This window comes from Acinetobacter sp. ANC 3781, assembly GCF_004331285.1.
GTDB lineage: Bacteria > Pseudomonadota > Gammaproteobacteria > Pseudomonadales > Moraxellaceae > Acinetobacter.
This window is the reverse complement of record NZ_SJOH01000026.1, coordinates 17,563-39,368: the sequence shown is the minus strand read 5'-3', so window position 1 is coordinate 39,368 and position 21,806 is coordinate 17,563. Positions and strand designations below refer to the sequence as shown.

The following is a 21,806-nucleotide window of genomic DNA, read 5'->3' as shown; positions in this document are numbered from 1 at the left end:
TGTAACTGGCGTAGAAATGTTCCGTAAATTGCTTGACGAAGGTCGTGCTGGCGAGAACTGTGGTGTTCTTCTGCGTGGTACTAAACGTGAAGACGTTCAACGTGGTCAAGTACTTGCTAAACCAGGTACAATCAAACCGCATACTAAATTTGACGCAGAAGTATACGTACTTTCTAAAGAAGAGGGTGGCCGTCATACTCCATTCCTTAACGGTTACCGTCCACAATTCTATTTCCGTACTACTGACGTAACTGGCGCAATCCAATTACAAGAAGGCGTGGAAATGGTAATGCCTGGTGACAACGTTGAAATGTCAGTAGAATTGATCCACCCAATCGCAATGGACCCAGGTCTACGTTTTGCGATCCGTGAAGGTGGTCGTACAGTGGGTGCTGGTGTAGTTGCTAAAGTAACTCTATAATACGATAAGTAAAACTACAAATCGGGAACCCTAGTTTCCGATTTGTGTTATAGGTCAGTAGTTCAATTGGTAGAGCGTCGGTCTCCAAAACCGAATGTTGGGGGTTCGAGTCCCTCCTGGCCTGCCATTTTTTTAAAAAAAAGCTTGATGCTGGTTAAATTGTCATATAATAAGTCGCGAAGCCTACGACGAGTACAAAAATGTCGAATGATAAATCGCGTGACGCATTAAGCGAAGCGCCAATTCCACAAAGAAATAATCCTGCTGAAGTTGTTAATTCTGGGTCTCCTTTAGATATAGTTCTATGGGTTATCGCATTGATTTTATTAGTCGGTGCAGCCATGGCGGGTCAGTATTTGCCAGCGTATTGGGCACCGGCGAATAATGTTGGTGTGCGCGTTGGTGTGATTTTGGCTTGTATCATCGTGGCTTTAGGTTTATTATACGCCACCCATCAAGGCAAAGGCTTTGTTCGTTTGTTGAAAGATGCGCGAATCGAGTTACGTCGTGTGACTTGGCCGACCAAGCAAGAAACAGTGACCACATCTTGGCATGTTCTTGCAGTTGTTGTAATCGCTTCCATTGTTTTATGGTGTTTTGATTACATTTTAGGCTGGTTAATGAAGTTTATTATCGGGTAAGAGAGCTATGAAACGTTGGTACATTATTCATGCCTATTCAGGTTATGAAAAACAGGTGTTACGCTCGCTTAATGATCGAATCCAGCGTAGCGCTGTTGCCGATAGCTTTGGTGAAGTCCTTGTTCCGACTGAAGAAGTCGTGGAGATGAAGGATGGTAAGAAGCGTAAATCAGAGCGTAAATTCTTTCCTGGCTATGTATTAGTTGAAATGGAAATGAACGATGATACTTGGCACATTGTTAAAGAATGTCCAAAAGTACTCGGTTTCATCGGTGGTACTGCAGAGAAACCTGCACCCATTACGCAAAAAGAAGCTGATGCGATTCTTGCGCGTGTACGCAATACTGGTGAAGCACCTCGTCCTAAGACGATGTTTGAACCAGGCGAAGAATTACTTGTGACTGATGGTCCATTCACCGACTTTAAAGGCGTGGTGGAAGAAGTTCAGTACGAGAAGTCACGTTTGACGTTGACGATTAATGTATTCAACCGACCAACTCAAGTTGAGCTCGAATTTCGCCAAGTCGAAAAAGCGAACTAATTTAAGTTGGTGGGAAAACGCCCGATTTTTTATGAATCGGGCATTGTTGTTGTAACGGTTATCGTTACTTAGAATCATTGGGGAGCCTTCATCGGCGTTTGCACCCAGAGGTAATTTGAAATGGCTAAGAAGATTGACGGCTATATCAAGCTGCAAGTTCCAGCTGGTAAAGCGAATCCATCTCCACCGATTGGTCCTGCATTAGGTCAACGTGGTGTTAACATCATGGCATTCTGTAAAGAATTCAATGCTGCGACTCAAAAACTTGAAGCGGGTCTACCAATTCCAGTTGTGATCACTGTGTACAACGACAAGTCGTTCACATTTATCATGAAAACTCCGCCTGCTGCGATTCTTCTTAAGAAAGCTGCTGGTATTGCTAAGGGTTCAGCTGTACCTAACAAAACTAAAGTTGGTAAGTTGACTCGCGCTCAATTAGAAGAAATTGCGACTACTAAAGAACCAGATTTAACTGGTGCTGATTTAGACGCACGTGTACGTACCATTGCTGGTTCTGCGCGTTCTATGGGCCTGGAAGTGGAGCTATAAGACATGGCTAAATTAACTAAACGTCAAAAAGCCATTGCTGCTGCTGTTGAAGCACACAAAGTTTATACTTTGGAAGAAGCAGTACAAGTTCTTAACACTCTTCCTGCTGTTAAATTCAAAGAATCTTTGGATGTTTCAGTAAACCTTGGTGTTGACCCTCGTAAATCTGACCAAGTTGTTCGTGGCGCGACTACACTTCCTGCAGGTACTGGTAAAACTGTACGTGTTGCTGTGTTTGCTCAAGGCGCTGCTGCTGAAGCTGCTAAAGCTGAAGGCGCGGACATCGTTGGTTTTGAAGATCTTGCTGAAAGCATTCAAGCTGGCAACTTAGACTTCGACGTAGTGATTGCTGCTCCAGATGCAATGCGCGTTGTAGGTAAGTTGGGTACGATTCTTGGTCCACGTGGCTTAATGCCAAACCCTAAAGTGGGTACTGTAACTCCTGACGTAGCTAACGCTGTTAAAAATGCGAAAGCTGGTCAAGCACGTTACCGTGTAGACAAAGCGGGTATTATCCACGCTGCGATCGGTCAAGTTGGCTTTGAGGCTGCTGCGATCCGTCAAAACCTTGAAGCTCTTGTAGCTGACCTTAAGAAAGCAAAACCTGCTACTTCTAAAGGTGTTTACATCCAAAAGATCACTTTGAGCTCAACTATGGGTCCTGGTCTTATTGTTGATGTAGCTAATGTTTCTAAATAAGTTTCGACTTATTACAGAATTTTAAAGCCCTGAGTAAAAATCAAAGCACTGCTGTGATTTTTACGCAAGAAACGCTCAGTCTCTTGCGATACTTAGGCAAACTTTGAATTGATAAATATTTGTTTATCAGCGTCAAAGACCTCGGGCGAGGGGAGTTTTTCGGAACTCACTTCTTAAAAGTCCAGTCCGAGTAGACGCGGTGGTGTGATTTGTTCATCCTCCGCGTGTAAATTCAGCAATGAATTTACGAATTGGGAGTGTGCTTCGCGTAAGCACATAAATCACCGTTAGGAGGTTTTACAATGGCTCTTCTTATCGAAGGCAAAAAACAGATCGTAGCTGAAGTAACTGAAGTTGCTTCTACTGCATTTGCTGCTGTTGTTGCTGACTACCAAGGTTTAACTGTTGAGCAATTAACTGCTCTTCGTGTTGAAGCCCGTAAACTAGGTGTTGCTACACGTGTTGTACGTAATACTTTAGCTAAACGTGCTCTTCAAGATACTTCATTCAATATCTTGAACGACAACCTTGTTGGCCCAACAATCTTAGCTTTCTCTACTTCTGAAGATGACATGGGCGCTGCTGCTCGTTTGTTCGAAGAATTTGCGAAAACTAACAAAGCATTTGAACTTAAAGCTGCTGCATTTGATGGCAAACTTTATCAAGGCGAAGAAATTAGCGTTATCGCGAATCTTCCGAACCAAGAAAAAGCGCTTACTATGCTTGCCTCTGTTCTTCAGGCTCCTATTTCGAAATTGGGTCGCTTACTTACAGCGCTTCAAGAGAAAAACCAAGCTCCAGAAGTTACAGAAGCTACAGAAGCTTAAATTCACTTTCACACCATTCAATACCCATTTGGAGTTACTCTCATGGCTTTAACAAACGAAGAAATCCTAAACGCAGTTGCTGAAAAAACTGTTCTTGAACTTGTAGAACTTATTTCTGCTTTCGAAGAAAAATTCAATGTATCTGCTGCTGCAGTTGCTGTAGCTGCAGGTCCTGCTGCTGCTGCTGCTGAAGAGCAATCAGAATTCAATGTTGAATTGACTTCTTTCGGCGCGAACAAAGTTGCTGTAATTAAAGCAGTTCGTGAAGTTACTGGTCTTGGCTTAAAAGAAGCTAAAGACATGGTTGAAAGCGCTCCAGCTATCCTTAAAGAAGGCGTTTCTAAAGAAGATGCTGCTGAACTTAAAGCTAAGCTTGAGACTACTGGTGCTACAATTACTGTTAAGTAATGGTGCCAGGGGTCAATTTAAAAATTGACCCCGAAATTTGGCTGATGGCTCTTGGGTCATCAGCCTTTTTGCGTTACAATAATCGGCTCGATTTTTGTTTGATTGATGTAAAAACCATCAATTATTATAATAAGTCAATAAAATCAAACGTTTACCAATATTTATCATATTTGAAAATATTGCTAAGCGTTTTAATACCACTAAAAATTGCAGCATTTGTAAACAGTGGTGGCCATATCGGCCTGTGTAATTCCTTCTAGGCTCGTTCTGCAGGCGGGCTTAGTTTACTTTCCGAGGACTCCAGATGGCATACTCATATACCGAAAAGAAACGGATCCGTAAGAATTTTGGTAAATTGCCTAGCGTCATGGATGCTCCGTACTTGCTTTCGATTCAAGTCGATTCGTACAGAACATTCCTACAAGATGGCAAAACTCCAAAAAACCGCGAAGATATCGGTCTGCAAGCCGCATTTCGTTCAGTTTTTCCTATTGAAAGTTATTCTGGCAATGCTGCTTTAGAATTTGTTGAGTATAGTCTTGGTAAGCCTGAGTTTGATGTGCGTGAATGTATTTTACGTGGTTCGACTTATGCAGCGCCAATGCGTGTAAAAATTCGTTTGATCATTAAAGATCGCGAAACCAAATCAATTAAAGACGTACGTGAACAAGAAGTGTACATGGGCGAAATGCCGCTCATGACCGAAAATGGTACCTTTGTCATCAATGGTACTGAGCGTGTAATTGTATCTCAATTACACCGTTCACCTGGCGTATTCTTTGACCACGATAAGGGTAAAACTCACTCGAGCGGTAAAGTTCTTTATTCAGCGCGTATCATTCCTTACCGTGGTTCATGGTTAGACTTTGAATTCGATGCAAAAGATCTAGTCTTTGTACGTATTGACCGTCGTCGTAAGTTACTCGCGACTGTTGTACTTCGTGCATTAGGTTATAGCAACGAACAAGTCCTAGACATGTTCTATGAAAAAGTCCCTGTCTATCTTGACATGGGTAGCTACCAAATTGACCTTGTGCCTGAACGCCTGCGCGGTGAAATGGCTCAATTCGACATTCTTGATGCTGACGGCAAAGCGATTGTTGAACAAGGTAAACGTATTAATGCACGTCATGTACGTCAAATGGAAGCATCCGGCTTAACCAAGCTTTCTGTTCCTGATGAGTACTTGTACGAACGTATTACTGCTGAAGACATCCCATTGAAAGATGGTGACGTGATTGCTGCCAACACAGTATTGAGCCATGAGATCATGGTGAAGATTGCAGAAGGCGGTGTTAAGCAGTTCAATATTCTATTTACCAACGATATCGATCGTGGTTCTTTCGTTGCGGATTCTTTGCGTGCAGATACTACTTCTGGTCGTGAAGAAGCACTTGTAGAAATCTATAAAGTGATGCGTCCAGGTGAGCCACCAACAAAAGAAGCTGCTGAAAACTTATTCAACAATTTGTTCTTCTCATCAGAACGTTATGACCTCTCTCCAGTGGGTCGTATGAAGTTCAACCGTCGTTTGGGTCGCCCTTACGAAGTGGGTACTGATCAGAAGTCTCGTGAAGTTGAAGGCATTCTCTCGAACGAAGATATCACTGATGTACTAAAAACATTAGTTGAAATCCGTAACGGTAAAGGGGAAGTCGACGATATCGATCACTTGGGTAACCGTCGTGTTCGTTCTGTTGGTGAAATGACAGAAAACCAGTTCCGTGTTGGTTTGGTTCGTGTAGAACGCGCTGTTAAAGAGCGTTTATCTCAAGCTGAAACAGATAACTTGTCTCCGCAAGATTTGATCAATGCAAAGCCAGTTGCTGCTGCAATCAAAGAATTCTTTGGTTCAAGTCAGTTGTCTCAGTTCATGGACCAAAATAATCCATTGTCTGAAATTACACACAAACGTCGTGTATCAGCGCTTGGACCCGGCGGTTTGACGCGTGAACGTGCCGGCTTTGAAGTACGTGACGTACATCAAACTCACTACGGCCGTGTATGTCCAATTGAGACCCCTGAGGGACCAAACATTGGTTTGATCAACTCACTTTCTGTTTATGCAAAATGTAATAACTTCGGTTTCTTGGAAACACCATACCGCAAAGTTGTTGATGGTCGCGTAACAGATGATGTTGAGTATTTATCTGCTATTGAAGAAGTAGGTACTGTGATTGCACAGGCCGATTCTGGCGTAGATAAAGACGGAAAATTAACAGAAGACTTCGTATCGGTTCGTCATCAAGGTGACTTCGTACGTATGCCTCCTGAAAAAGTAACGCACATGGACGTGTCTGCTCAGCAGGTTGTATCTGTTGCGGCATCACTTATTCCATTCCTTGAACACGATGACGCCAACCGTGCGTTGATGGGTTCAAACATGCAACGTCAGGCAGTTCCTACGTTAATCGCTGATAAACCCCTTGTTGGTACAGGTATGGAAGCGAACGTAGCACATGACTCTGGTGTATGTGTGATCGCGAAACGTGGTGGTCGTATTGAGTTTGTTGACGCTTCTCGTGTGGTTATTCGTGTAAATGAAGACGAGATGATTGCGGGTGAAGCGGGTGTAGATATCTACAACCTGATCAAATACACACGTTCGAATCAAAACACTTGTATTAACCAAAAAGTTCTTGTGAACATTGGTGATAAAGTGGGTCGTGGCGATGTATTGGCTGATGGCCCATCAACTGATGGTGGTGAACTTGCGCTTGGTCAAAACATGCGTGTCGCGTTCATGACCTGGAACGGCTACAACTACGAAGACTCGATCTTGTTATCTGAACGTGTTCTTCAAGAAGACCGTTTAACTTCGATTCATATTCAAGAATTGTCATGTGTTGCTCGTGATACCAAGTTAGGTGCAGAAGAAATTACTGCCGATATTCCTAACGTAGGTGAAGCTGCACTGTCTAAACTGGATGAATCAGGTATCGTTTATATCGGTGCTGAAGTCACTGCTGGCGACATTTTGGTGGGTAAAGTTACACCGAAAGGCGAAACCCAGTTAACACCGGAAGAAAAATTGCTTCGTGCAATCTTCGGTGAGAAAGCAGCTGACGTTAAAGATTCATCATTACGCGTATCTTCAGGCGTTAAAGGTACAGTCATTGACGTTCAAGTGTTTACACGTGACGGTCTTGAAAAAGACGAACGTGCTCAAGCCATTGAAAAAGCCCAATTGGATGCTTATCGTAAAGACTTGAAAGAAGAGTTCAAGATCTTCGAAGAAGCAGCACGCGAACGTATTATTCGCCTGTTGAAAGGTCAAGAATCGAATGGTGGGGGCACAACTAAACGCGGTGACAAACTGACTGAAGATTTGTTATCTGGTTTAGAGCTTGTTGATCTACTTGAAATTCAACCTGTTGATGAAGGCATTGCTGAACGCCTAACTCAAATTCAAGTGTTCTTGAAAGAGAAAGGTATTGAGATTGACGAGAAATTTGCAGAGAAAAAACGCAAACTTTCTACAGGTGATGAACTGACAACTGGCGTATTGAAAGTTGTTAAAGTTTACTTGGCTGTAAAACGTCGCATCCAACCGGGTGATAAAATGGCGGGTCGTCATGGTAACAAGGGTGTTGTATCTAACATCCTGCCAGTAGAAGACATGCCGCATGATGCCAACGGTGTACCGGTCGATATCGTGTTGAACCCACTGGGTGTACCTTCACGTATGAACGTGGGGCAGATTCTTGAAACTCACTTGGGTATGGCGGCAAAAGGTCTTGGCGATAAAATCGACAAGATGCTGCAAGAACAGCGTACTATTGCTGAACTGCGTATCTTCTTAGACAAGATTTATAACAAAGTCGGTGGCGAGCAAGAAGATCTTGATAGCCTGACTGATGATGAAATCCTGGCGCTTTCTAAAAACTTGCGTAAAGGTATTCCTCTTGCAACTCCTGTATTTGATGGCGCTGATGAAAGCCAAATCAAAGAGTTGCTTGAACTTGCAGACATTCCACGTTCTGGTCAAACCGTATTGTTTGACGGACGTACAGGTGAACGTTTTGACCGTCCAGTAACTGTAGGTTACATGTACATGTTGAAACTGAATCACTTGGTTGATGACAAGATGCATGCGCGTTCTACAGGTTCTTACTCACTTGTGACTCAACAACCATTGGGCGGTAAAGCTCAATTCGGTGGTCAGCGTTTTGGTGAGATGGAAGTCTGGGCGCTTGAAGCATATGGCGCAGCTTATACGCTTCAAGAAATGCTTACTGTTAAGTCGGATGACGTTGAAGGCCGTACTCGCATCTACAAGAACATTGTAGATGGTAACCATTATATGGATCCGGGCATGCCTGAATCGTTCAACGTATTGACCAAAGAGATCCGTTCTTTAGGTATCAACATTGAACTGAAAAATGGTGACTAAGTAACCATTCAATCCCCCCGACCCCCTTTGTGAAAGGGGGGGATTTGCTCCTCTTTATCTAAGGGGAGTTTCTCCCTGAGAAGCGTCGCTTCCTAAGAGAGAAGCGAAGGGGATTACTCAGTTAAAAAACAATATTTGTGACCCAGTCGGGGAGGAGAAAAACTCCTCGACACACGGAGAAAAAAATTGAAAGACTTGCTCGATATCATGCGCAAAAAGACGGATTCAGACGGTCATGCTCCAGTAGAGTTTGATCGCATCCGTATTGGTCTTGCGTCACCAGAAATGATTAAGTCGTGGTCTCACGGTGAAGTTAAAAAACCTGAGACAATTAACTACCGTACGTTCAAGCCAGAACGTGACGGTTTATTCTGTGCCAAAATCTTTGGTCCAGTAAAAGATTACGAATGCTTGTGTGGTAAATACAAGCGTATGAAATACAAAGGCGTCATTTGTGAAAAATGTGGCGTTGAAGTAACGACTGCTAAAGTACGTCGTGAGCGTATGGGTCATATTGACCTGGCGTCACCAGTTGCGCACATCTGGTTCTTGAAATCATTACCATCCCGTATCGGTCTTCTTTTAGACATGACTTTACGTGATATCGAACGTGTATTGTATTTCGAATCTTATGTTGTAACAGATCCGGGTATGACTCCAATGGAGAAATACCAACTTCTTAACGATGAAGAATACTTCACAGCATTAGAAGAACACGGTGATGAATTCAGCGCTAAAATGGGTGCAGAAGCGATTCAGGATTTGTTGAAAGACATCGATCTTGAAGCTGAAATTGCGCGTCTTCGTGAAGAAATTCCACAAACAACTTCAGAAACGAAGCTTAAGAAAGCTTCTAAACGTTTGAAGTTGATGGAAGCGTTCAACGATTCGAACAACAAGCCTGAATGGATGGTGTTGACTGTACTTCCAGTACTTCCACCGGATCTTCGTCCGTTAGTTCCGCTTGAAGGTGGTCGTTTCGCGACTTCTGACTTGAATGACCTTTACCGTCGTGTGATCAACCGTAACAACCGTTTGAAACGTCTGCTTGACCTTTCAGCTCCAGACATCATCGTACGTAACGAAAAACGTATGTTGCAAGAGTCTGTAGATGCATTGCTTGATAACGGTCGTCGTGGTCGCGCAATCACCGGTTCAAACAAACGTCCTCTTAAATCTTTGGCAGACATGATCAAAGGTAAACAAGGTCGTTTCCGTCAAAACTTATTGGGTAAACGTGTCGACTATTCAGGTCGTTCGGTGATTACAGTAGGTCCGACTTTACGTTTGCACCAATGTGGTCTTCCTAAGAAAATGGCACTTGAATTATTCAAACCATTTATCTTTGCGAAACTCCAAGCCTCTGGTCAAGCAACAACCATTAAAGCTGCGAAAAAAATGGTTGAACGCGAAACGCCTGAAGTTTGGGACGTTCTTGCTCACGTGATTCGTCAACATCCAGTGATGTTGAACCGTGCGCCAACCCTTCACCGTTTGGGTCTTCAAGCATTTGAACCGACCCTGATTGAAGGTAAGGCAATTCGTCTTCACCCACTCGTATGTGCTGCGTTCAACGCCGACTTCGATGGTGACCAAATGGCGGTACACGTTCCATTAACAATCGAAGCTCAATTAGAAGCTCGTGCGTTAATGATGTCGACTAACAACATCTTGTCTCCAGCGAACGGTGAACCAATCATCGTACCGTCTCAGGACGTTGTCTTGGGCTTGTATTACATCACGCGTGATGCAATCAATGCCAAAGGTGAAGGCATGGTGTTTGCGGATACTGATGAAGTAAACCGCGCATTGGCTACCGGTCAAGTGAACTTGCACGCTCGCGTAAAAGCACGTGTACACCAGACTGTTATTGATGAAGATGGTAACCGCGAACAGCAAACCATTATTGTTGATACGACTCCTGGTCGTTGCTTGCTTTGGGAAGTTGTGCCTGAAGGTATGGACTTCCAGCAAATTAACGTTGAGATGACGAAAAAGAACATCTCAAAATTAATTAACTCTTGCTACCGTAAATTGGGTCTTAAAGATACCGTTATCTTTGCTGACCAGTTAATGTACTTGGGCTTCCGTCAAGCGACTCGCTCTGGTGTATCTGTTGGTATGGAAGATATGCTTATTCCGCCAACCAAGTATACGATTATTGAAAAAGCAGAAACTGAAGTTCGTGAAATTGAACAACAGTTTGAACAAGGTTTCGTAACTGCCGGTGAACGTTATAACAAAGTTGTCGATATTTGGGCGCGTACCAACGACCAAGTAGCGAAAGCGATGATGGACAACTTGTCTTATACCACTGTTAAAAACAAACAGGGTGAAGACGAGAAACAAAAATCATTCAACAGTATCTACATGATGTCTGACTCTGGTGCCCGTGGTTCGGCAGCTCAGATTCGTCAGCTTGCAGGTATGCGTGGTTTGATGGCGAAACCGGATGGTTCGATCATTGAGACCCCGATTAAAGCAAACTTCCGTGAAGGTTTGACAGTACTTCAGTACTTCATTTCAACACACGGTGCGCGTAAAGGTTTGGCCGATACAGCACTTAAAACTGCGAACTCTGGTTACTTGACTCGTCGTTTAGTAGACGTAGCGCAGGATTTGGTTATTACTGAACCTGATTGCGGTACTTTAAGCGGTCTTGTGATGACTCCATTCATTCAGGGTGGCGATGTCATCGAGAACCTTGGTGCTCGAGTATTGGGTCGTGTAGTTGCTGAAGATGTGAAACGTGCTGGTTCTGACGACGTTATTCTTCCACGTAATACGTTGATTGACGAAAAACTTGCTACCTTCATTGAAGAAGCGGGTGTCGACGAAGTTAAAGTACGTTCAGTGGTTTCTTGTGAATCTACGTTCGGTGTATGTGCGAAATGTTATGGTCGTGATCTTGCACGTGGTCATCAGGTAAACCCTGGTGAGTCTGTAGGTGTTATGGCTGCACAATCAATTGGTGAACCGGGTACCCAGTTAACCATGCGTACATTCCACGTGGGTGGTGCTGCAAGCCGAACTTCTGCTGCAAACAGTGTTCAAGTACGTAATAAAGGTACTGTACGTTTCCACAATGTGAAAACTGTACAACATGCCAAAGGTCACTTGGTATCGACTTCCCGTTCAGGTGAAATCGGTATTGCGGATGACTTGGGTCGTGAACGTGAACGCTACAAAATTCCATACGGTGCTTCGATCATTCTGAAAGATGGCGAAGAAGTGGCAGCGGGCGGTATTGTTGCAACTTGGGATCCGCATACGCATCCACTTGTTACCGAAGTTGCAGGTAAAGTACGTTTCAGCCAAATTGCTGATGGCGTAACTGTGACATCGAAAACTGATGATGCAACAGGTATGACGACAATCGAAATCTTGCCAGTGACTTCGCGTCCTGCATCAGGTAAAGATTTGCGTCCTGCAGTTGTACTGGATACAGTTGAAGGCGGCGAACAGTTCTACTTCTTGCCACAAAACACGATTCTTTCTGTCCGTGATGGCGAAACGATTGGTGTGGGTGACGTTATTGGTCGTGTACCACAAGAAACTTCACGTACTCGTGATATTACCGGTGGTCTTCCGCGTGTAGCTGACTTGTTCGAAGCACGTAAACCGAAAGAGCATGCAATCCTGGCTGAAATTTCAGGTGTTGTAAGCTTCGGTAAAGAGACTAAAGGTAAAAACCGTTTAGTGATTACGCCGGACGATGGCTCTGAAATTTACGAAGAGTTGATTCCGAAATGGCGTACCATTAACGTGTACGAAGGTGAACATGTAAACCGCGGTGAAACAGTTTCTGACGGTCCACAAAACCCGCATGACATTTTACGTCTAAAAGGTGAAGTCGCGTTGACTAACTACATCGTGAACGAAGTTCAGGACGTATACCGTCTGCAAGGTGTAAAAATCAACGACAAGCACATCGAAGTTATTGTGCGTCAAATGTTGCGTAAAGTTGAAATCACTGATGGTGGGGATACCAGCTTCATTAAAGGTGAACAAGTGGATTACATCCGCATGGTTGCTGAAAACCAAGCTGTACTTGCTCAGAACAAGTTCCCTGCGAAGTATGAACGTCAATTGATGGGTATTACCAAAGCCTCGCTTTCTACTGACTCATTCATCTCTGCTGCATCGTTCCAGGAAACAACTCGTGTGTTAACTGAAGCGGCTGTAACAGGTAAAGAAGATGATTTACGCGGTCTGAAAGAGAACGTAGTTGTGGGTCGTTTGATTCCTGCAGGTACTGGTCTTGCTTACCATTTAGAACGTCGTCGCCAAGAAGCTGAAGCTGCAGAGCATGAGCTTGTAAATGACTTCTCTGATGTAGACCAAGCATTAAGCCAAGCATTTAACCAAGAGTTTTAATTCTTAAGTTAAGTGAGTGAAAAAGGCGCCTTCGGGCGTCTTTTTTTATGTCTTTTGTTATCCTTTAAGTAAATGCCTTTAATAAAAATCACATTCTTTTTATAGTAATAAAATAAAGTTTAAATTTATGACTTATTGTAATTAAAAGTATTAATAAGATATTAAAGGATAATTTAAAATGAAATATCTACAAAAAGCCTTAAGTATAGCTATCCTTACCACATGTGCTGGTAGCAGTTTTGCTGCGCCCATGCCACCTACCATTGTGGTACAAGATAAAGCGGTAGTGCCGGTATTAAAGACCGAAGTGATTCGTAAGGTCAAAGGACAACTACCGGTTCGAAGCGTGGATGCCACGATTTTTGAAGTGACAAATAAGGGTAAAGATATTCTTGCACGTGAAGTTTATTTAGAAGATAACCAAACCCAATTTTCGGAGAAAAAACTTGCCGTTCCAGTGCTTAAAAAAGGAGGCATAATTATTCCCACTTCTAAAATTGAAGTGTCTAGCCAAGTAAAGCAAGCCGGAGAAACCGTTGCTGAAACTAAAAAAATTGATGCTGAAGGAGTGGAGTTTAAGCCAGGCCAAGATCCAGTGAAAAGAACATTAAAGTTAGATCAGAATAAGAATGTAAAAAACAACCTTCAAACCTCACATGCAGTTTTAACTGAAAATGGAGAAAGGACTAAAGATATTGTGATACTCAGTGAAGATGAATAAACCCAAATAAAGAACTCAAAAATGTTTCAGGTTTTTTTACAAAATGCTGCATTTTAGCTGTAATAGATAACATTTTAGGATCATTGCTTTCATAAAATAGGCATAAGCTAAAAGAATGAAAAAAGGAGAGAAATCCCATGAAAAAGTTAATGAGTGTAATGGCAATGGCAACCCTGTCAACTTTCATGCTGGTGGGTTGTGATTCGATGTCTCCAAGGGAACAACGCATTGGCGCAGCAGCACTGGGTGGTGCAGTGGGTGGCGGTGTAGGTAATAAAGTCGGCGGTGGCGTAGGTGCAGCAGTCGGTGGTGGTGCAGGTGCAGCAGTGGGGAGTAAAACCCAAGGCGGTTCTAACCGTAATGCCACTTATAGTGGGGTAGGCGGTGCCATTGGTTCTGCAGTCGGTAAGGGTGTATTTGGTGGTAATGCCGGTGCTGCCATTGGTGGTGCGATTGGTGGGGGTGCCGGAGCTGCCATCGAACAGAAAAAACGTTAATTCAACATGTCAGTTAAAATAAAAGCGCTTAATTAGTAAGCGCTTTTTTATTATTGGATAATAGGTTTGGGCTCTTTTCTACGGATATAGACAGCTTCTCCAACTTCTGCAATACGGATACCGCCTCATCAAAAATATGGACCATATATTTGCGATGTATAGCAGCTTAAATATAAATTAGCTCTCTAAGACCATACTATTTCAGCGCCATCTTGGCAAATATCAGTAGATACGGTGCTGCTGCGATCAGGACATAGAAAATCAATATGAGCCGGTTTATTCAAGACGATATATTTGTATCCGAGATGATGTATCAGTAAAAGTATAAAAACGGATCGACCATGCAGTACACGCTTCCTTCAAAATCTACCTCAACCACATTTTGATTTTTACGCGTCAAAAGCATTTCCACAGGAATGTGATCGTTTGCCAGACTCATTTTTTTCAATCTAATACCTGTGCCACGCTAAAGTACATAGGGATTGATCATGGGTCTAAAGGTTGCAGATATTGTCTGTAGTTTTTTTAAAAGATGCATATGGGTCAATTGTTTTTATAGCTACCCAGACCATACTAGAGTAGAACTAAAATTGGGGCATTGATCAGGTTGCCCAATCGTCAAGATAAATAATCAATAAAAAATGAGAAAGGATTATGCAAGCGAAAACTCAATGGATAGCGACCCAAGATCAACAGCGTCTTTATGTAAAAACATGGGGGAGCGATGAAAACCCGGCTTTAGTATTGGTTCATGGTTATCCTGATAATCAAGAAGTGTGGGAGCCGATTATTCATGAACTGATTCAAGATTTTTATATTGTTACTTATGATGTACGCGGAGCAGGCCAGTCCTCGATTCCAGCACGTATTCGTGACTATCGTTTAGAGCAGTTGTCTTTAGATTTAGAAACTGTAGTCAATGCTGTATTAAAAGATCGCCCTTTTCATTTGGCAGCGCATGACTGGGGTTCTATCCAGTCTTGGGAGTCGGTCACCGAAGCTAAATTTAGAGCTCGAATTTTGTCTTATAGTACGATTTCAGGCCCATGTTTAGACCATGCTGCATTTTGGATGCGTAATCAATTTAAACAGCATAAGGGTAGGTTCTTTAAACAACTGACCAAGTCTTGGTATATTGCAGTATTTCAACTGCCATTACTGGCACCTACGGTATGGAATTTCTTCACTCCTGAAAAATGGGGCAAAATGCTGGAAAAGTTAGAGCACAAAAAAAACTTAGCTTTAAATCCTCATATTGCATCAGATGGAAAACATGGAATCGGGCTATATCGTGCCAATTTTTTGCCACGCTTAACTCGGCCGCGTCAGCGTTTTGCAGTTTGTCCCGTCCAGGCGATTGTGCTGAAACGAGACAATTTTGTCAGTCCTGAACTGATTGATGAAATGCCAAAATGGGCTGAAAATTTTCAGCGTGTAGATATTGATGCCAATCATTGGGCAATATTAAGCCAACCCAAATTGGTCGCAGATTATATCCGAAGCTTTGCACTGCAACAGATTTAAATCTATTTTCTCGTAATTAATTATATGAATTTAAATGAAAAAGTTGATGCTGGATAAAAGCAATCAATTTACAGTTTCAAAAGAGTGAATCTGATAAAATATCGACTTTTCATCTTTTCCTCAATTAATTATGTTCGCAATTATTGCCGCTATCGGAGTCATGTTCGGACTCTCATTAGCTCGTGTACCTGTGGTATTTGCATTGGTGATCGGTGCTGTTACCGGTGGTTTGCTGGCCGGTCTAGGCCTGCAAGGAACGCTAGATGCATTTAATAATGGCCTAGGGGGCGGGGCTAAAATTGCCTTGGCCTATGGCGTTTTAGGTGCATTTGCGCTTGCTCTGGCACGCTCCGGTTTACCTGATTTACTGGCTTACAAACTGGTTTCCACCTTAAAAGGAGATGCCAATGTTCGATCGCAAAATAAAGTTAAATTTTTAATTTTCTTTACGATTGTTGCTGCCGCGGTATCTTCGCAAAACCTGATTCCTGTTCATATTGCTTTTATCCCGGTTTTGATTCCACCTTTGTTAAGTGTCTTTAACCATTTAAAGTTAGACCGCCGTGCTGTGGCCTGTTTATTGACTTTTGGTTTATGTGCCACTTATATGCTGGTTCCGGTCGGATTTGGCGCCATTTTCCTGAATGATATTCTGGGCCAAAACATCAATACTTTTGGTAAGCCATACGGGTTTGAAATCAGCTATGATCAAATTCCATCTGCAATGGCAATTCCCGTTTTTGGCATGTTTATGGGTCTATTGGTTGCGCTGTTTTTTACTTATCGCAAGCCAAGAATTTATACAGAAATCAAGCTTGAGCCAAGTCATCATAGCATTTCGGGCGATGTCGTTAGCGATGCAAATGCCAAACCACAAATTGCAAAATTCACCTTGTTTATGGCCGCTTTTGCAGTCATTGCGACCTTAAGTGTACAGCTTTATTCAGATTCGATGATTCTTGCCGGTTTGGTGGGTGTGGCGATTTTAAGCTGCGCGGGTATTTTTAAGTGGAAAGAAGCGGACGATGTGATTATTACCGGTATGCGAATGATGGCATTGGTCGGTTTTATCATGATTGCCGCACAAGGTTTTGCATCTGTCATTGAAGCCACCAATCAAGTTCCTGCTTTGGTCAATGCATCTGTTGAGTGGATTGGTAACAGTAAAGGTTTGGCTGCGTTTTTAATGTTGCTGGTGGGTTTGCTGATTACTTTAGGGATTGGTTCATCATTCTCTACGGTGCCAATTTTAGCCATTATCTATGTGCCTTTATGTATCCAGTTCGGTTTTAGTCCTGCCGCGACCATTGCCTTGATTGGTACTGCAGCCGCTTTGGGCGATGCCGGATCTCCAGCCTCGGATTCGACTTTAGGTCCAACTTCAGGTTTAAACATGGATGGTCAGCATGACCATATGAAAGACAGTGTGGTTCCTACCTTTATCCATTTTAATATCCCTTTAATGGTATTTGGATGGATTGCTGCAATGGTTCTTTAATTCAAACGCATATTTTTATTTAGTTTGAATTTATTTTATGTATTATATTAATAGATGTATTTAAAATAGATCTTTTAAATACTTAATATAATAAATCTGATTAATATACTCGGAATATAATAATAAAAACTGATTAACTTGGTTGGTTTTAAAACCAACCAATTTAGTCTATTTAAAATAAATATTTAATATTATCAATTGCTTAAAAATAAACATAATTATTATTAATTAATCGCTATTGCATATTAATTTGTCTCGTGTTTATTATTAATTAATATTTTATTTTTACTATTATTATTCTTCCATGGGGTATTTAAAATGTTAAAGCAAACTGCTTTTATTGCATTATTGGGGATGTCTGCTTCAGCGATGGCAGGTGATTGGCAGGTGAAATTAGGTGCTTCTGCTTTGGCACCACAAAATGATGATAACGGTACTTTAAATGTACCTTTAGCGGCAGGTGGTTCAGCTGCATTAAAATCTGAAATTAGTAATGAAATTAACTTTACTCCTTCTGTAGAGTATTTCTTCGATAACTCGCCGATTTCTGTTGAATTACTTTTAGCTGCACCTTTTAAACATGATGTGGAACTAGAAGGTTTAGGGGAAGTGGCCAGCTTTAAACATTTGCCTCCAACCCTTACTGCAAAATATAATTTTAAAAATTCTACCGGTTTTACACCCTATGTAGGTCTTGGTGCGACAGTGGTTATTCCTTGGGGTGAAAAATTATCTGCAGACGCTCAAGCGCTAACTGGTGCTGAAAAGTTAGAAGCAGAGGTCGCTTATGGTGTTGCCGGACAAGTCGGTTTTAACTTCCAACCTGCTGATGCAAAAAATTGGGGTGTTTTTGCGGACGTACGTTATGCAGCGGTAGAAACCGAATTGAATGCAAAAACTGCTGATGGCACTAAAGTTAAACTGGGTGATTTAGAAGTGAATCCTTGGGTTTATACACTCGGTTATAGCTACAAATTCTAAGATAAAAATAAAAATCAGCGTCAATAAACCTCATCTTTATAGATGAGGTTTTTTAATGAAAAACTTACAATAAATCACATAGATTGAGCACATTGACACTGTTTAATGAGCAAAATTTTGTTTAAGTTGATGATAGAAAATAAGCTAAAAAGAGAAGAACAAATCATGAAATTATTCAACTGCTACAGTATGGTCTTTTTTAGCCTATTCAGTGGATCTGTTTATGCCGCGAGTTTCAATTGTGATCATGCCCGAACACAGACAGAGCAAGCTATTTGTGAGCATCGGGCTGTAAATGATGCCGATGTAAAAATGGCAACTACCTATAATATTATTAAGCGTCTGGTTCCTATGGGAACACGTGGCGTTATTCAGGATGAACAGGTGAAGTGGTTACAATTACGCGATCAATGTGGCAATTCTCGTAATTGTCTTATTGAAGTATATAAAATGCGTCAACAAAAACTGGATATGTATATGGATCGTGTTTATAGACAGGGTCCATTTTAAGAAAAATTTATTATTTACTATTGAAAATTTCTTAAGTCACTCCATTCATTAAGCATTCAATAAAAAGTGTTTGATGAATTTAAGGAGTGACTGATGAGCGAACAAAGTACACAAAAACATAGTTTTCAGGCAGAAGTAGCCCAACTTCTCCATTTGGTGACACATTCACTTTATTCAAATCCTGATATTTTCTTACGCGAACTGATTTCGAATGCGTCTGATGCCTGTGATAAGTTGCGTTTTGAAGGGATTAACCATCCTGAATATTATGAAAATGATCCGGAACTGCATGTTCGTGTCAGTCTAGATAAAGACAATAAAACCATCACCATTTCAGACAACGGTATTGGTTTAACTGAACAAGAAGCCATTGATAACTTAGGAACCATTGCCAAATCAGGCACCAAAGACTTTATGTCTAGACTGTCGGGTGACCAAAAAGCCGATGCGCAATTGATTGGCCAGTTTGGGGTCGGTTTCTATTCCGGTTTTATTGTGGCCGAAAAAATTACTGTTGAATCACGTCATGCTGCTGCCGATACTGCTGAAGGAGTACGATGGATCAGTACCGGTACAGGGGATTTTGAAGTTGAACAAATCACCAAGGCTTCACGTGGAACAGATATCATTTTACATTTGCGTGACAATGCGCTTGAGTATTTAGAATCTTATAAAGTTAAGCAAATCATCAATAAATATTCTGACCACATCAGTTTGCCAATTGAAATGCAAAAAGAAATTTGGCAGCAAGAAGAAACGGTTGAAGGTGAAGAAGCTAAACCAGGTCAAATGGTCAAAACGGATGAATGGGAAGCGATTAACTCTGCCAGTGCCCTTTGGACTCGAAATAAGAATGAGATCACTGACGAGCAATATACAGAGTTTTATAAGAACTTAAGCCATGACTTTGAAGCACCTTTGGCGTGGGCGCACAATCGAGTTGAAGGTAGCACTGAATATACGCAGTTACTTTATATACCGAGTAAAGCAGCAAACAATATTTTCACCCGTGAAGCCAAAGCAGGTATTAAACTGTATGTAAAACGCGTTTTCATTATGGATGAAGCGGATAACCTGATTCCAAATTATTTGCGTTTTGTTCAGGGGGTGGTGGACAGTGCTGATCTTCCGCTGAATGTTAGCCGTGAACTGCTACAAGAAAGCCGTGATGTGAAAACCATTCGTGAAGGTAATACTCGCCGTATCTTGACTATGCTAGATAGTTTGGCGAAGTCGGAAGATGAAAAAGATCAGGAGAAATTCAAACAATTCTATGCTGAATTTGGTTCAGTGATTAAAGAAGGTTTGGGTGAAGATTTTGGTAACCGTGAACGTATTTTAAAACTATTACGCTTCTCGACCTCAACCAATGATGAGATTTCAACTTCATTGGCAGATTATAAAGCCCGCATGAAGGATGGCCAGAAAGCGATTTATTATGTCACTGCGGACAGTTTAACTGCTGCGAAAAACTCGCCACAATTGGAACTGTTCAAGAAAAAAGGCATCGAAGTGCTATTAATGGCAGATCGTGTCGATGAATGGGCGATGGAATTCGTCAATGAATTTGATGGTACGCCTATGCAAAATGTATCTAAGGGTGCAGTGGACTTGGGCGACTTGCAAGATGCTGAGGAGAAGAAGGCGTTAGAAGCTGCTGCTGAACAGTTTAAACCTGTTATAGATAAACTTTCAGACTCACTCAAAGCCAAAACCAAAGAAGTCCGTGTAACTACGCGTTTGGTTGATTCTCCTGCATGTTTGGTGACGGGTGAAGGAGAGCTTTCTCCGCAATTGATTCGTATGTTGAAACAGGCAGGCCAGACTATTCCGGAAAGCAAACCGATTCTGGAAATTAATCCTGAACATCCTTTAGTAAAAAAACTGGAGGAATCGAACCAGTTTGATGATTTGGCCAATGTGATCTTTGATCAGGCCGTAATTGCAGAAGGGGGATTACCTGATGACCCAGCTGAATATGTAAAACGTATTAATAGTTTATTGTTGAAATAAGTCTATTCTAGAAAATAAAAAAACCTCCTTAGGGAGGTTTTTTTATTGAAAATTATCTGAAGGGTAAGTAAATAAACCTGCTTAAGCCTAATTAAAACAATGCTTCTAAACGCACCGATGCACCAATGAAATGACTGCGATCATCTCGATGATTATTAAGATAGTTTAAATTACCTTGCACATAGAACCATTCACGCCATAAGGGTTGTCGCCATGAAACGAAGGGCCCCCAGCTATTTAAACGCAAGTCATTATTGTTTAAAAAACCGCCGGTATAGATACCATAACTAAAGGTATTTTCATGAAAAAACTGATGCTGTCTAAACAGGTTGTTATCCCAGGTCAGGTCATCATCTTGATCATCGGCATAGGTAAGATTGAGCTGATTGGAAAGAATGGCTTCATTTGGACGGGCATGGGTAAGCTCAAGGTTTGTTCTTAAATAATTTTTGCTATCAATACCATAGCGATAAATTTGCTCAGCATGAAAGGTGAAATCATTTTCCAGTTGCCAATCTTTCGAGGCTTTTAGCCGCAAATAAACATCATCTCCTGAACGAAGACCTAAATCTACATCAGTTTCAAAAGGCAGGCGCTTAGAAAAATCTGACCAGCGAAATGCAAAAGAACTGTTATTTTCACGGGTACGTTGCCGATCTAAGGTTTTATCGGTGCTATTACCTGGATTTTCATTGGTAATGGCCACATTATTATCCAGCTCATTGTCTAGGGAGTCATCACCAAAGACTAAGCTGAGTTTGCGCTCTAAAGTGGGAAGTTTAATTTTGCCTCGAATACGCGGTTTAATTTCATAACCATCATGTTTATTCCAGCTGTTGTCCACGATCACACGTAAGGTCGCAGATGCGGGTTTTTCTGGATCTGTTTCGCCAAACCAATTATCAATTTTATGCGAAGTATGATCTGCCCAGTCGCGAACTTTAAGCTGGTTGCGGTCTAACCAAGTTCGATCGGCAGTTTGTAAGGTGGGAGGAACAATAGGCTCATTTGACTGCTGTGGCAAAAATGTTGGCAGCGCATCAACCCAACTTGGAATTTGATACAGCAAACTATGATCTTCATCCTGAGTCGAAATTGAACTCGTGGGTAAGTCAGTACTTTTTTCTGAGTTCTCCGATCCATTTGAAGCACTCATGATCCCAGATAACAGTATAAATAACAGGGATTTTGATAAAATTATTTTCT

Annotated in this window: 17 protein-coding genes and 1 tRNA gene; 17 read left to right on the top strand and 1 reads right to left on the bottom strand. The window is 41.8% G+C overall.

The window, feature by feature from the left end:
* From E0H89_RS15405 to htpG, 17 genes are all read left to right on the top strand, one after another.
* The coding region (locus E0H89_RS15405) for an EF-Tu C-terminal domain-related protein (protein ID WP_250697882.1) at positions 1-421 on the top strand (421 nt) is incomplete at its 5' end.
* Positions 422-472: 51 nt separating this feature from the next.
* A tRNA-Trp gene (locus E0H89_RS15400) sits at positions 473-548 on the top strand.
* A gap of 73 nt (positions 549-621) precedes the next feature.
* Positions 622-1,062, top strand: a complete 441-nt coding sequence (gene secE, locus E0H89_RS15395) for a preprotein translocase subunit SecE (protein ID WP_131218272.1) — start codon at positions 622-624, stop codon at positions 1,060-1,062.
* A 7-nt stretch (positions 1,063-1,069) separates the two neighbouring features.
* Complete coding sequence (gene nusG / locus E0H89_RS15390; protein ID WP_067869011.1) at positions 1,070-1,603, top strand: transcription termination/antitermination protein NusG; 534 nt, start codon at positions 1,070-1,072, stop codon at positions 1,601-1,603.
* A gap of 120 nt (positions 1,604-1,723) precedes the next feature.
* Positions 1,724-2,152: a 50S ribosomal protein L11 gene (gene rplK, locus E0H89_RS15385; protein WP_122899002.1), complete on the top strand. Its 429-nt coding sequence runs from the start codon at positions 1,724-1,726 to the stop codon at positions 2,150-2,152.
* Positions 2,153-2,155: 3 nt separating this feature from the next.
* A complete protein-coding gene (gene rplA / locus E0H89_RS15380; protein ID WP_131218270.1) occupies positions 2,156-2,851 on the top strand; it encodes a 50S ribosomal protein L1 in 696 nt (231 codons plus the stop codon).
* Positions 2,852-3,153: 302 nt separating this feature from the next.
* Positions 3,154-3,678 carry a 50S ribosomal protein L10 gene (gene rplJ / locus E0H89_RS15375; protein WP_131218268.1) on the top strand — a complete coding sequence of 175 codons (525 nt, stop codon included), beginning with the start codon at positions 3,154-3,156 and terminating at the stop codon, positions 3,676-3,678.
* 42 nt (positions 3,679-3,720) lie between these two features.
* The gene (gene rplL, locus E0H89_RS15370) at positions 3,721-4,086 is read left to right on the top strand and encodes a 50S ribosomal protein L7/L12 (protein ID WP_131218266.1); all 366 of its coding nucleotides are present in this window, start codon (positions 3,721-3,723) and stop codon (positions 4,084-4,086) included.
* A 304-nt stretch (positions 4,087-4,390) separates the two neighbouring features.
* Entirely contained in the window at positions 4,391-8,479 is a 4,089-nt protein-coding gene (rpoB, locus tag E0H89_RS15365) for a DNA-directed RNA polymerase subunit beta (RefSeq protein WP_131218264.1), read from the top strand.
* Positions 8,480-8,665: 186 nt separating this feature from the next.
* A complete protein-coding gene (gene rpoC / locus E0H89_RS15360; protein WP_131218262.1) occupies positions 8,666-12,856 on the top strand; it encodes a DNA-directed RNA polymerase subunit beta' in 4,191 nt (1,396 codons plus the stop codon).
* 178 nt (positions 12,857-13,034) lie between these two features.
* Entirely contained in the window at positions 13,035-13,577 is a 543-nt protein-coding gene (locus E0H89_RS15355; protein WP_131218260.1) for a hypothetical protein, read from the top strand.
* Between the two features lie 137 nt (positions 13,578-13,714).
* The gene (locus E0H89_RS15350) at positions 13,715-14,074 is read left to right on the top strand and encodes a YMGG-like glycine zipper-containing protein (RefSeq protein WP_131218258.1); all 360 of its coding nucleotides are present in this window, start codon (positions 13,715-13,717) and stop codon (positions 14,072-14,074) included.
* Positions 14,075-14,728: 654 nt separating this feature from the next.
* Positions 14,729-15,598, top strand: coding sequence for an alpha/beta fold hydrolase (locus E0H89_RS15340; protein ID WP_131218256.1), 870 nt, complete (start codon positions 14,729-14,731; stop codon positions 15,596-15,598).
* 130 nt (positions 15,599-15,728) lie between these two features.
* The gene (locus E0H89_RS15335) at positions 15,729-17,096 is read left to right on the top strand and encodes a Na+/H+ antiporter family protein (RefSeq protein WP_131218254.1); all 1,368 of its coding nucleotides are present in this window, start codon (positions 15,729-15,731) and stop codon (positions 17,094-17,096) included.
* 318 nt (positions 17,097-17,414) lie between these two features.
* Positions 17,415-18,077 carry an OmpW/AlkL family protein gene (locus E0H89_RS15330; protein WP_131218252.1) on the top strand — a complete coding sequence of 221 codons (663 nt, stop codon included), beginning with the start codon at positions 17,415-17,417 and terminating at the stop codon, positions 18,075-18,077.
* A 165-nt stretch (positions 18,078-18,242) separates the two neighbouring features.
* A complete protein-coding gene (locus E0H89_RS15325) occupies positions 18,243-18,587 on the top strand; it encodes a lysozyme inhibitor LprI family protein (RefSeq protein WP_131218251.1) in 345 nt (114 codons plus the stop codon).
* Positions 18,588-18,680: 93 nt separating this feature from the next.
* Complete coding sequence (htpG, locus tag E0H89_RS15320) at positions 18,681-20,600, top strand: molecular chaperone HtpG (protein ID WP_131218249.1); 1,920 nt, start codon at positions 18,681-18,683, stop codon at positions 20,598-20,600.
* A gap of 91 nt (positions 20,601-20,691) precedes the next feature.
* Here htpG and E0H89_RS15315 read toward each other — a convergent pair whose 3' ends face one another.
* Positions 20,692-21,756: a hypothetical protein gene (locus E0H89_RS15315; protein WP_131218247.1), complete on the bottom strand. Its 1,065-nt coding sequence runs from the start codon at positions 21,754-21,756 to the stop codon at positions 20,692-20,694.
* Between the last annotated feature and the right edge of the window lie 50 nt (positions 21,757-21,806).